Below are 12,360 nucleotides of genomic sequence, written 5' to 3'. Positions count from 1 at the left end.
CGGAAGAAGCCGGGTTTAAGTCCGGACCTCATCGTCTCTCGCCGATAAAATTCTTGATCGCCAAAAATCCGTTACCGTGTCGACGATCGACTCGACCGAACGCGCCTGTGGGCACCGTCCCTGCCGTGCGATATCGTCGTGCGTGCAACTTGTTACTCCGTTTTCCGGGTGAGCAACTGACCCTGGGCGCAAGTAAAATAACGGTTTACTGCTTGCACCTGTACAGTCTGACAACATCCGGCCAGCTTAGTGGCTTTTTCCAGACTGTCCGCAAATTATATTCAGAATGAATGAGTTAGGCAAAACATCCCATAAAAAGGTCGCAAGCGAACAGGTCTCAATGATCGAGATCGACGAAAATGCGGCGGGTCAGCGCATCGACAATTTTTTACTTCGCGTCTGTAAAGGCGTGCCAAAAAGTCACATTTACCGGATTTTGCGCAGTGGAGAAGTGCGCGTAAACAAGGGCCGTATCGACGCCGCTTACAGGCTTGAAATGGGCGATCTCGTCCGCGTTCCGCCTATTCGCACCGCGCAACTGGACGAAACACCGGTTTCATCGAATGCGCCTGCGGCTGAATTCCCCATACTATTTGAAGACGATCACTTAATCGTTATCGATAAACCCGCCGGGGTCGCCGTTCATGGCGGCAGTGGCGTCGCGTTCGGTGTTATCGAACAATTGCGCAACGCGCGCCCGCAGGCGAAATTCCTCGAATTGGTGCATCGGCTGGATCGCGAGACCTCCGGCGTGCTGATGCTCGCGAAAAAACGCTCGGCGCTGATCAACGTGCATGAGCAAATGCGCGAAAACCGTATCGATAAACGCTATCAGGCCGTCGGTCACGGCGACTGGCTGGCGGGGTGGGGGCGCCGGCGGATCGTGAAAGAGCCGCTGCACAAATACCTGACGCCCGAGGGCGAGCGTCGCGTGCGGGTTCAGGACGACGGCCTCGCGTCGCATACGGTGTTCAACCTGATCGAGCGTTTCAGCGAGTACGCGTGGGTCGAGGCGGAACTGAAGACCGGGCGGACGCATCAGATTCGTGTGCATATGGCGCATATCGGTCTGCCGATCGCCGGAGACACCAAATACGGCGACTTCGCGCTAAACAAGAACCTGGTACGTCCCAACGCCGATCCGTCACTCAAACGCATGTTTCTGCACGCTTTCCGGCTGAAACTCGTGCATCCGGCCACTGGCGAGACGCTTCAGGTCGAAGCGCCGCTGCCAGCCGAATGCCGGCGCTTCATCGAACAACTCAAACAAAATTCTAGAGAGACCCAATAAATGGCCCGTCAGCAATTCGATCTGATTGTCTTCGACTGGGACGGCACCTTGATGGATTCCACGGCCCACATTACGCGCAGCATTCAGGCGGCGTGCCGCGACCTGGGCCTGCCCGTTCCCGCCGACGAAGCGGCAAGTTACGTGATCGGGCTGGGGCTGCGCGACGCGTTGCAGATTGCCGCGCCCACGCTCGATCCCGTCGATTACCCGAAGCTTGCCGAGCGGTATCGCTTTCACTATTTGATCAAGGGCGAGCAAACCGAGCTCTTCGACGGCGTGCGCGGCATGCTGCAGAGTCTGCGCGACGAGGGTTATCTGCTCGCGGTCGCAACGGGCAAAAGCCGTGTGGGCCTGAACCGCGCGCTTGATCAGTCGCGCCTGACGAGTCTCTTCGACGGCACGCGCTGCGCCGATGAAACCTTCTCCAAGCCGCATCCCGCCATGCTGCACGAACTCACGCGCGAACTAGGGCAGGACGTCAGCCGCACGGTGATGATCGGGGACACCACGCACGACCTGCAGATGGCGAAGAACGCCGGTGCGGCGGCAGTCGGCGTGACGTACGGCGCCCACCCGGCGAAGTCGCTGCACGCACTTGAGCCGCTGTTCGTGGCTGAAAACGTCACGTCGCTGGGGGACTGGCTGCGGGAGAATGCATGACAGGAACGCCGCTTCAGCCGGTGCGAATCTGCGCGTCGGAGGATTTGGTCGACGGCGGCGACGGCGTTCGACACAAAGCGGTCGACAAAGGCGGCGAAGCCACGGTGTTTTTTATCCGATACGACGGCAAACCCTTCGGCTACCTCAACCGCTGCGCCCACGTGCCCATGGAGATGGACTGGTCCGAAGGCAAGTTCTTCGAGACCTCCGGCTTATACTTGATGTGCGCGACTCACGGCGCGATTTATGAGCCGGACACGGGGAAATGCGTCGGCGGCCCTTGCCGTGGCGCGCGTTTGCGGCGGGTGGCAGCGGAAGAACGCGACACACCCGAAGGCCGCGCCGTCTTCTGGCTTCCCGACGACGATCTCCGTCCGGCTTGAGCGTTTTCGCGGGTGTTCTCGCGATTCGAAGCAAAGTCGCTTTTCATTTCTAATCAGTCAACCAGGCGACGCATGTCCGATCAAATTCCCACCGATTCCGCGGATAAGGCGCGTCCCAAATCCATCGGCGACACCGGCAGCAACTGGGAGCGCGCGGCGCTCGAACGTATCGCGCTCGCGGCAATCAATGAACAGCGTGCCGCGCGCCGCTGGCGGATATTTTTCCGTTTCGTGTTCCTCGCGATCCTGGCGATCGCGGTCTGGAGCGCGTTCGATTTCACCAGCGACAAAGTCGCGAAAACCGAACGCCATACGGCGCTGGTCGAACTGGAAGGAGAAATTTCTGCTAATAGCGATGCCAGCGCGGACAACGTAAACGCAGCGCTGGACAGCGCTTTTGAAGACGACGGCACCGCAGCGGTGATCCTTCGCTGCAACAGCCCGGGCGGCAGTCCGGTGCAGGCGGGCATCATCAATCGCGAGATCACGCGCTTGCGGGCGAAATATCCGTCGAAGCCGCTGTATGTGGTGGTGGGAGACATGTGCGCGTCGGGCGGTTATTACGCCGCGGCCGCCGCCAATAAAATCTACGTCGACAAGGCGAGCATCGTCGGATCGATTGGTGTGCTGATGGACGGTTTTGGCTTTACGGGCCTGATGGACAAGCTTGGCGTGGAACGCCGGCTGCACACGTCGGGGGCAAATAAAGGCGCGTTCGATCCGTTTTCGCCCGAAACGCCGGCCATGAATGCCCACGCGCAGGAGATGCTCGACCAGATTCACCAGCAATTCATCGATGCCGTCAAACAAGGCCGTGGCAGTCGCCTGAAAGACTCGCCCGATGTGTTCTCGGGCATGTTCTGGACGGGTCAGAAGAGCGTGGAACTGGGTCTCGCCGACGGTTTCGGCGACGCCGATTACGTCGCACGCGAGATCGTCAAGCAGCCGGATATTGTCGATTACACGCAGAAGGAGAGCATTGGCGAGCGTGTGGCGCGCAAGTTTGGCGCGGCGGTCGGCAACGCGTCGATGCACGCGCTGATGATGGGCGGGAAGATGCAGTTGAAGTGAGTTTTGCAGCGTTCTTCAGATAAAAGCCGCTCGCCTTGAGTTCTCAGGCGAGCGGTTTTTATTGAGTGGTGCGCGATCTCGGCTAAGGGATGAGCCTCACGCCCCCAACAACAAGAAAATCGCCGGCCGTTTATGCAGCTCCGGCGCCGCTTTCTTTTTCCATTCCGACACGGTTCGCGTGACGATCGTCTCGGCCGGTAACGTCAGGTCGACCGCGACGCACACCAGCGTGGACGGCGCGCACGTCGCGAGCAGCGTGTCCAGCAGCGCACGATTTCTGTACGGCGTCTCGATAAATATCTGCGTCTGGTTCGCCTTGCGAGACAGCGCTTCCAGTTCGCGCAGGCGTTTGCCCCGTTCGGCGGCATCGACGGGAAGATAGCCATTGAACGCAAAACTCTGGCCGTTCATTCCCGACGCCATCAGCGCCAGCAAAATCGAACTGGGTCCGACGAACGGCACCACCTTGAGGCCGCGCTCGTGGGCGCGGCGCACGAGCAGGGCGCCTGGATCGGCGACCGCCGGGCAGCCCGCTTCCGAGACAAGGCCGGCGTCAGTACCGGCCAGAATCGGCTTGAGCAGCTTGTCGACTTCACCCGGCGGCGTGTTGACGTTGAGTTCGCGGATCTCGATTTCCTGGATCGGCCGCTCGGTTCCGACCTTTTTCAGGAAGGCGCGCGTGGTTTTCGCGTTCTCGCCAATGTAGTACTGCAGCGCCGCGGCGCGAGCGCGCACGGGTTCGGGAAGAACGTCGGCTAGCGCTGCGCTGTCGCCATCGCCGAGCGTGTTCGGAATCAGGTACAAAACGCCGCTCATACTGCCCCCATTAACGGAAACCCGGCCGCGCGCAACATCCGCGACAACGCGATCAGCGGCAAACCGACCAGCGCGGTGGGATCGTCGGCATGAATTGCGTCGACCAGCGTGATGCCCAAACCCTCCGATTTCGCGCTGCCCGCCACGTCATAAGGCGTTTCGGCAAGCAAATACGCTTCGATTTCCGCATCCGACAACGCGCGGAATTGCACGCGGGTGACGATATCGGCGGATTGGATATGGTCCGAGCGGCTGTCGAAAAGACAAAGCGCGCTGTGGAATTCGACACTTCTACCGCGCATCGACTGAAGCTGGGCGCGCGCATTCTCGTGCGTGCCGGGCTTGCCGATCTGACGGCCGTCGCAGGTCGCGACCTGATCGGAGCCGATCACGAGTGCGCCGGAAACATCGGTCACGCGGGCCGCGGCCGCACGTGCCTTGGCGATCGACAGCCGGACAGCCGTGGCTTCCGGCGTTTCGTCGTCGAGCGGTGTTTCGTCGATATCGGGCGTGATGACATCGAAGGGAATGCGCAGGCGTTCGAGCAGTTCCCGCCGGTAACGCGAACTCGATGCAAGGATGAGGCGCGGCTTAGTTGAGACGTCGGGCATGAAAAGGATTGGCTATGAACAAATGGGGTTAAGGACTGAAATCGGGCTGGGACCGAACTAAAATGGCGGTGCCGCACGCCGAAGCATAAGTGTTTGACTCGAAAAGACAAAGCCGCTATGATTTTGGGCTTTTCATCGGTATGCGAAGGCCTTTTTACGCATACCGAGATGGCGACAGTGGATGGCAGCGGTGGCCGGAAGTGTACCGAGGTGTTGCGCGGTCCAGAGGCAGCCCGGAGTGTGGCAGAGCCGTTTTAGAAGGCCAGATGTGGTGCAGTCACAGGGTGTGGTGCTATCAGATACGCAGCAAGCACACAGCTCGCTGCTAAAACCGGAAAATCGGGATAAACCACACCAGCCGGACGGGTCCGGTGCGGTGCATACTGCAGTTTCACCCCCGGTCGTCCTCCGCGGACTTGCTATCCAGCCGTCGCGGCAACGACCACTGCAGGAGCGCACATGACACAAAATCCTGGCAAACCTGCATGTCCCGCCGACTTGCGCGCGCTCGACCTGTTCGAATTCGCCCAAAGCCGTCGGCAGGCAGCAGGCGGTGTACGGGTCTCGCAATTGCCGCGTATGTTGAACGAAGTGCCGGCAGATGCCCCGGACCGCGACACGGTGTTTTCATGGCAGGCCGAAGGCTCCATGCAGCCCGAGTTGCAGGACGACGGTACCGAAGCGCCGCAGCCTTATTTGCGGCTTGCGGTGCACGGATCGGTCTGGATCGAATGCCAGCGTTGTCTTTCGCCGTATTCGCAACATCTGAATGTCGATGCAACGTATCGCATTGTCGCGACGGAAGACGAAGCAGACGAGTTTCCGCTAGACAACGATGAAGTGGAAGTGATCGTTGGCTCACGCCAGTTCGATCTCATCGACTTGATCGAAGAGGAATTGTTGTTGTCCTTGCCGCTCGTGCCGAAGCACGAAGTGTGTCCTGAAGTGCACGAGAGCCTGGTAACGGGCCTCGCGGGCGCCGAGGGCGAGCTGGACAGTGGTGGTCTGAATGGCGATGCAGGCGCGCAGCAGGATGGCGGCTCAGGCAGACCCAATCCGTTCGCCGCGCTCGGTAAGCTCAAGCAGGGCGGTTCCGACGACAATAAGCATTAAGTGTGGATTGAAGCGCAGTGTGGATTGAAGCGCGGGCAATTAAGCACGTGTTTTAAGCGCTCGCAATAAAAGAGTATTGATGTCCGGCATCAGGCCGGATGTCGAATCATCAGGCGGCGCGATGCGTCCGGAAAGACTCGCTGGCCTTAGGTCAGGGTCTCGGGCGTGTCGAGCTGTGTTAGAATTCGCAAAATTTTTCTGGAGTCATCATGGCAGTTCAGCAAAACAAGAAATCGCCGTCCAAGCGCGGCATGCATCGTTCGCACGACTTCCTGACCGCGCCGGCGCTGGCTGTTGAGCCGGGCACGGGTGAAGTCCATCTGCGTCACCACGTGAGCCCGAACGGCTACTATCGTGGCAAGAAAGTCATCAAGACGAAGAACGACTAAGCGTACGACGCTTGTTGCGTCTGGCGTCACCGTCTTGACTCGTGGTCTGAGTCGCGGTTGTTTGCGCTTGACATGTTCCCGGTACAACAAGAAGGCGGCATTTCACTGCCGCTTTTTTGTGCCTGAAATTCGTCGCACTCCATGACCGTAAAGATCACTATCGACTGCATGGGAGGCGACCACGGCCCGTCCGTGACCGTTCCCGCCGCGGTCAGTTTCGTGCGCTCACATCCTGACGCGCAGTTGCTGCTTGTCGGCATCGAGTCGGCCATCCGCGCGCAGCTGAAGAAGTGCAAAGCCACCGGCGAAACCCGGCTGACGGTCGTCCCTGCGACCGAAGTGGTCGAGATGGACGATTCGGTCGAGGTAGCGCTGCGCCGGAAGAAAGATTCGTCCATGCGGGTGGCGCTCAATCTCGTCAAGGACGGCCAGGCGCAGACGTGCATCTCGGCGGGCAACACCGGCGCATTGATGGCCGTGTCCCGCTACGTGCTCAAGACGCTGCCCGGCATTGAGCGCCCGGCTATCGCATTCGCGATGCCAAGCCAGAAAGGCTTCACCACCGTGCTCGACCTGGGCGCGAACGTGGACTGCGAGCCGCAACACCTGCTGCAATTCGCCGAAATGGGCCACGCGCTTGTCGCCGCTATCGGGGACAAGGAGCGGCCGACCATTGGTCTGCTCAACATCGGCGAAGAAGTCATCAAGGGCAACGACATCATCAAACGCGCCGGCGAATTGCTGCGCGCAAGCACGCTCAATTTCTACGGCAACGTGGAAGGCAACGACATCTATAAAGGCACGACCGACGTGGTCGTGTGCGACGGTTTTGTCGGCAACGTGGCGCTGAAGACCTCGGAAGGTCTGGCGCAGATGCTGACCGACATGATCCGCGAGGAATTCAGCCGATCGCTCTTGACCAAGCTGATGGCGCTCGTCGCATTGCCCGTTCTCAAGCGCTTCAAACGGCGGGTCGACCCGGCCCAGTACAACGGCGCCGCGCTGCTTGGCCTGCGCGGGCTGGTCATCAAAAGTCACGGATCGGCACAAGCCTACGGGTTTGAGTGGGCTATCAAACGCGGGTATGATGCCGTCAAAAATGGCGTGCTTGAACGCCTCGTGCGCGCCATGGAAGAAAACACTGCTCCCGTGCAACAAGCGGCGCTCGGCGCTTCTGCTGACACTGCTGGCACCGTGGTCCCGAATCAGACCGACCCCGCGGCCGACCCCGTCGCCCCAGGCGACAATACGGTCGCTGCCCGCCCGCTCGTGCAGCCGGGCGAACCGGGTGCCGCGCTATCCTCGAAGGCATAATGGCTCAATCGAATCTCTATTCCCGTGTGATCGGAACGGGCAGTTACCTGCCGGCGGACCGTGTCTCGAATCAGGAACTGGCCGAGCGTCTGGCAAAACAGGGTGTCGAAACGAGCGATGAGTGGATCGTCGCCCGCACCGGTATTCATGCGCGTCATTTCGCCGCACCCGATCAGACGACCAGCGAACTCGCCTTGCAGGCGTCGCATCATGCGATAGAGGCTGCGGGTATTGATCCGCAATCGATCGATCTGATCATTGTCGCCACGTCCACGCCTGACTTCGTTTTCCCCAGCACCGCTTGCCTGTTGCAGAATAAGCTCGGCATCAAGAACGGCGGCGCTGCGTTTGATATCCAGGCTGTCTGCTCGGGCTTCGCTTATGCCGTTGCAATGGCAGACAGCCTTATCCGCGGCGGCGCCAATCACACGGCGCTGGTCGTCGGCGCTGAAACCTTCTCGCGTATTCTCGATTTCAACGACCGCACAACCTGTGTGTTGTTCGGCGATGGCGCGGGCGCGGTGATCCTGCAAGCCTCCGATGAACCCGGCGTACTGTCCAGCGCGCTTCACGCCGACGGCAGCCACGCGAACATCCTGTGCACGCCGGGCAATGTGAACAAGGGCGTGATCGAAGGCAGCGCGTTCCTGCACATGGATGGCCAGGCCGTGTTCAAGCTGGCGGTGAAGGTGCTGGAAAAAGTGGCCGTCGAGGCGCTCGAGAAGGCGCAACTGACCGCGAGCGATATCGACTGGCTCATTCCGCATCAGGCCAATATCCGCATCATGGAAAGCACCGCGCGCAAGTTGCATGTGCCGCTGGAGCGCATGGTCGTGACCGTTGGGGAGCATGGCAATACGTCGGCGGCATCCATTCCTCTCGCATTCGACGTCGCCGTGCGCGACGGCCGTATCAAGCGCGGCCAGCATGTGCTGATCGAAGGGGTGGGCGGCGGCTTCACGTGGGGCGCGTCGGTTATCCGCTATTAAGCGGGTATTAAGCCGACACGACTCCCCGTCTTCAAGCCACCTCAGTCATTCGACAATCCAATCGAGCAAGGACCTCATGAAATTCGCGTTCGTTTTTCCGGGACAAGGTTCCCAGTCGGTCGGCATGCTCAATGCGTTTGCCGACCACGCCGTGGTGCGCGAAACCGTGCAACAGGCATCCGATGCACTCGGCCAGGATCTGGCCAAGCTGATTGCCGAAGGCCCGGCGGAAGAACTGGGTCTCACCACGAACACGCAACCCGTCATGCTGACGGCCGCGTACGCGATTTATCGCGTGTGGGAAAAGGAAACCGGGCTCAAGCCGGCGATCGTCGCGGGTCATAGCCTGGGCGAATATACGGCGCTGGTTGTTGCTGGTGCGCTGCCGTTTTCTGCCGCCGTGCCGCTCGTGCGTTTTCGCGCGCAAGCCATGCAGAGCGCGGTGCCGGTAGGCGAAGGCGGCATGGCCGCAATTCTTGGTCTCGACGACGACGCTGTGCGCGCCGTCTGCGCCGAAGCTTCGGCGGCAGGGATTGTGGAGGCGGTGAACTTCAACGCGCCGTCCCAAGTGGTGATTGCTGGTGCGAAAGCAGGCGTTGAAAAAGCCTGCGAAATCGCCAAGGCCAAGGGTGCGAAACGCGCTTTGCCGCTGCCGGTGTCTGCCCCGTTCCATTCGTCGCTGCTCAAGCCGGCGTCGGACCAGTTGCGCGAGTATCTGGCGAGCGTCAGTATCACCGTGCCGCTGATTCCGCTGATCAATAACATCGATGTCGCGAGCGTCGCCGAACCGGCTGCCATCAAGGACGCGCTCGTGCGTCAGGCCGCGGGTCCCGTCCGCTGGGTCGAAACCGTGCGGAAGATGGCGCACGAAGGGGTCACGCACGTGATCGAATGCGGTCCGGGCAAGGTGCTGAACGGGTTGACGAAGCGGATCGACGGTACGCTGATCGGCGCATCGATCTTCGATCCGGTTTCGCTCGAAGAAACCCGCAAACTGCTCGCCGGCTGAATTCGTCGGCCAGATAGGTCAAGGTAGTGACGCAAAGCGGTCAGGCAAAACCAAGGAACGGACGAAAGATGATTCTGGACAAGCACATAGTGGTCGTGACGGGCGCGTCGCGAGGTATCGGCCGGTCGATCGCGGTCGAACTCGCGCGCCAGGGCGCGACCGTGATTGGCACGGCGACCAGCGAAAGCGGCGCCGAAGGCATTACCGAAGCATTGAAAGAGTTTGGCGGGCAAAGCCGTGGCGCTCTGCTGAACGTCACGGACGCAGCCGCGAGCGAGGCGTTTATCGACGGCGTGGTCAAGGAATTCGGCGGCCTCAACGTGCTGGTGAACAATGCCGGGATCACGAAAGATCAACTCGCGATGCGCATGAAGGACGACGAATTCGACGCTGTCATCGACACCAACCTGCGTGCCGTTTTCCGCCTCTCGCGCGCCGTGCTGCGGCCGATGATGAAAGCGCGCGGCGGCCGGATCATCAACATCACGTCAGTGGTGGCGTCGTCGGGCAACCCGGGGCAGGCCAACTACGCGGCCGCGAAGGCCGGCGTGGCAGGCATGACGCGGGCGCTGGCCCGTGAAATCGGCAGCCGCGGGATCACGGTGAACTGCATTGCGCCGGGTTTTATCGACACCGACATGACCAAGGTCCTGCCGGAAGCGCAGCGTGCGGCGCTCACAGCACAGATACCACTCGGCCGACTGGGCAGTCCGGAAGATATCGCTCATGCTGTGGCTTTCCTTGCTTCGCCGTACGCGGGGTACATCACGGGTACGACGCTCCACGTGAACGGCGGCATGTACATGTGACAGGCATTTCGTTAATATCCGCGCCTTGTGGCGGGTGCGCAAAGTGCTGATTTAAAGCACGGTGCGCGGGATGCGAAATTTGCTGTCAGAAGTGTTAAGCAGGAAAGGGCGCAGGAAAGGGCGCAGAAAAGGACGTGACAGGCATCAAAGGCATGTCACGCGCCAAACAAAGCTGATTTCGTGCGTGGGTATTTACGGGTACAAACCTGATAAAATGCGCGCACTTGTGTTTTTGAACTACATTTCCCTCGGAGGGCTGCATGGACAATATCGAACAGCGCGTGAAGAAGATCGTCGCCGAACAACTGGGCGTCGCCGAAGCTGAAATCAAGAACGAAGCTTCGTTCGTCAACGATCTGGGCGCTGACTCGCTCGACACCGTCGAACTCGTGATGGCTCTCGAAGACGAATTCGGCATGGAAATCCCTGACGAAGAAGCCGAGAAGATCACGACGGTTCAGCAAGCGATCGACTACGCTCGCGCCAACGTCAAGGCCTAAAGCCCGACGCGCAAGCTGCTTCTACACTATTCGGGGTTGACGCTCTGTCGCGATTCGAACCGATTTAACAGCCACAGGGCTCACAGGGCAATTTCCTGTGGATCTTGTGGCTTTTGCTTTTTGTCATTTATGGATAAGGGGTTACTGTGAGCCGTCGTCGTGTTGTTGTTACAGGCCTTGGGCTGATTTCGCCTGTCGGCAATACCGTTGCCGACGGCTGGGCCAATCTGGTCGCTGGCAAGTCGGGCATTGCCGAGATCACGAAGTTCGATGCCACGAACTTCTCCACGCGCTTTGCCGGCGAAGTCAAAGGCTTCAATGTCGAAGACTATATGCCGGCCAAGGAAGCGCGCCACATGGATACCTTTATCCATTACGGCATTGCTGCCGGTGTGCAAGCCATGCAGGACAGCGGACTGGAAATTACCGAGGAAAACTCGGAGCGCGTGGGTGTCGTGGTCGGCTCGGGCATCGGCGGCTTGCCGATGATCGAAATCACGCAAACGGAATTGCTGAATCGCGGCCCGCGCCGGATTTCGCCGTTTTTTGTACCGGCGTCGATCATCAACATGATCTCCGGCCATCTCTCCATTCGCTTCGGTTTGAAAGGACCGAATCTTGCCATCGTGACTGCCTGTACGACGGGGCTGCATTGCATCGGCGAAGGCTCGCGGCTGATCGAATACGGCGACGCCGACGTGATGATCTGCGGCGGTTCGGAAGCGACCGTATCGCCATTGGGTGTCGGCGGCTTCGCGGCTGCGCGCGCGTTGTCGCAGCGCAACGACGACCCGGCTACCGCCAGCCGTCCGTGGGACAAGGATCGGGACGGTTTTGTACTGGGCGAAGGCGCCGGCGTGATGGTGCTTGAAGAATATGAGCACGCGAAGGCGCGCGGCGCGAAGATTTACGCGGAAGTCAGCGGCTACGGCATGAGCGGCGACGCGTATCACATGACCGCACCGCCGGAAGACGGCGACGGCGCCCGCCGCAGCATGCGCAATGCGTTGAAAAACGCCCAGGTCAATGCGGACGAGGTGCACTACCTGAACGCTCATGGCACATCCACGCAGCTCGGTGATCTGGCCGAGACCATCGGGATCAAGAATGCCTTCGGCGATCACGCGAAGAAGATCGTGGTGAATTCCACCAAATCGATGACCGGCCACCTGCTTGGCGGCGCCGGCGGACTGGAATCGGTCTTCACCGTGCTGGCGCTGCACCACCAGATATCGCCGCCCACCATGAATATCTTCAACCAGGACCCGCAATGCGACCTGGACTACTGCGCGAACGAAGCGCGGAACATGAAGATTGACGTGGCGCTGAAGAACTCGTTCGGTTTCGGCGGTACGAACGGCACGCTCGTTTTCAAGCGGCATTGAGCGGCGCGCGCCTGGTCGTC

At 60.3% G+C, this 12,360-nt stretch carries 14 protein-coding genes; 12 read left to right on the top strand and 2 right to left on the bottom strand.

Annotated features, from left to right (window positions below; all coding sequences use genetic code 11):
- Positions 1-286 precede the first annotated feature (286 nt).
- From ACSQ36_RS13685 to ACSQ36_RS13670, 4 genes are all read left to right on the top strand, one after another.
- Entirely contained in the window at positions 287-1,291 is a 1,005-nt protein-coding gene (locus ACSQ36_RS13685) for an RluA family pseudouridine synthase (protein ID WP_213766807.1), read from the top strand.
- Positions 1,292-1,951: an HAD-IIIA family hydrolase gene (locus ACSQ36_RS13680; protein WP_031363456.1), complete on the top strand. Its 660-nt coding sequence runs from the start codon at positions 1,292-1,294 to the stop codon at positions 1,949-1,951. It abuts the gene before it with no gap.
- Positions 1,948-2,334 carry a Rieske (2Fe-2S) protein gene (locus ACSQ36_RS13675; RefSeq protein ID WP_436182274.1) on the top strand — a complete coding sequence of 129 codons (387 nt, stop codon included), beginning with the start codon at positions 1,948-1,950 and terminating at the stop codon, positions 2,332-2,334. The genes ACSQ36_RS13680 and ACSQ36_RS13675 overlap by 4 nt, the downstream gene beginning before the upstream one ends.
- Before the next feature lie 72 nt (positions 2,335-2,406).
- Entirely contained in the window at positions 2,407-3,405 is a 999-nt protein-coding gene (locus tag ACSQ36_RS13670; protein ID WP_436182273.1) for a S49 family peptidase, read from the top strand.
- Between the two features lie 96 nt (positions 3,406-3,501).
- On the opposite strand, the gene ACSQ36_RS13665 is transcribed toward ACSQ36_RS13670, so the two are convergent.
- Positions 3,502-4,221, bottom strand: coding sequence for an SAM-dependent methyltransferase (locus ACSQ36_RS13665; protein WP_436182272.1), 720 nt, complete (start codon positions 4,219-4,221; stop codon positions 3,502-3,504).
- Positions 4,218-4,832 carry a Maf-like protein gene (locus ACSQ36_RS13660; RefSeq protein ID WP_436182271.1) on the bottom strand — a complete coding sequence of 205 codons (615 nt, stop codon included), beginning with the start codon at positions 4,830-4,832 and terminating at the stop codon, positions 4,218-4,220. The genes ACSQ36_RS13665 and ACSQ36_RS13660 overlap by 4 nt, the downstream gene beginning before the upstream one ends.
- 459 nt (positions 4,833-5,291) lie before the next feature.
- Here ACSQ36_RS13660 and ACSQ36_RS13655 point away from each other — a divergent pair, with 459 nt between their 5' ends.
- The 8 genes from ACSQ36_RS13655 (at position 5,292) to fabF (ending at position 12,340) form a co-directional block, all read left to right on the top strand.
- Positions 5,292-5,945 (top strand): DUF177 domain-containing protein, encoded by a 654-nt coding sequence (locus tag ACSQ36_RS13655; RefSeq protein ID WP_436182270.1) that lies wholly within the window; start codon positions 5,292-5,294, stop codon positions 5,943-5,945.
- Positions 5,946-6,154: 209 nt separating this feature from the next.
- Positions 6,155-6,334: a 50S ribosomal protein L32 gene (gene rpmF / locus ACSQ36_RS13650; protein WP_056354381.1), complete on the top strand. Its 180-nt coding sequence runs from the start codon at positions 6,155-6,157 to the stop codon at positions 6,332-6,334.
- A gap of 141 nt (positions 6,335-6,475) precedes the next feature.
- Positions 6,476-7,648, top strand: a complete 1,173-nt coding sequence (plsX, locus tag ACSQ36_RS13645; RefSeq protein ID WP_436182269.1) for a phosphate acyltransferase PlsX — start codon at positions 6,476-6,478, stop codon at positions 7,646-7,648.
- On the top strand, positions 7,648-8,637 hold the full coding sequence (locus tag ACSQ36_RS13640; protein ID WP_436182268.1) for a beta-ketoacyl-ACP synthase III: 990 nt from the start codon (positions 7,648-7,650) through the stop codon (positions 8,635-8,637). The genes plsX and ACSQ36_RS13640 overlap by 1 nt, the downstream gene beginning before the upstream one ends.
- A gap of 76 nt (positions 8,638-8,713) precedes the next feature.
- Positions 8,714-9,646: an ACP S-malonyltransferase gene (gene fabD, locus ACSQ36_RS13635; RefSeq protein WP_436182267.1), complete on the top strand. Its 933-nt coding sequence runs from the start codon at positions 8,714-8,716 to the stop codon at positions 9,644-9,646.
- A 68-nt stretch (positions 9,647-9,714) separates the two neighbouring features.
- Positions 9,715-10,455: a 3-oxoacyl-ACP reductase FabG gene (gene fabG / locus ACSQ36_RS13630; RefSeq protein ID WP_436182266.1), complete on the top strand. Its 741-nt coding sequence runs from the start codon at positions 9,715-9,717 to the stop codon at positions 10,453-10,455.
- Between the two features lie 260 nt (positions 10,456-10,715).
- Positions 10,716-10,955, top strand: a complete 240-nt coding sequence (acpP, locus tag ACSQ36_RS13625) for an acyl carrier protein (protein WP_004197638.1) — start codon at positions 10,716-10,718, stop codon at positions 10,953-10,955.
- A 146-nt stretch (positions 10,956-11,101) separates the two neighbouring features.
- Entirely contained in the window at positions 11,102-12,340 is a 1,239-nt protein-coding gene (gene fabF, locus ACSQ36_RS13620; RefSeq protein WP_436182265.1) for a beta-ketoacyl-ACP synthase II, read from the top strand.
- Positions 12,341-12,360 lie beyond the last annotated feature (20 nt).

The sequence above is a fragment of the Caballeronia sp. LjRoot34 genome (assembly GCF_964253815.1).
GTDB lineage: Bacteria > Pseudomonadota > Gammaproteobacteria > Burkholderiales > Burkholderiaceae > Caballeronia.
The sequence above is the reverse complement of the archived record's forward strand: the minus strand, read 5'-3'. Positions and strand labels throughout refer to the sequence as shown.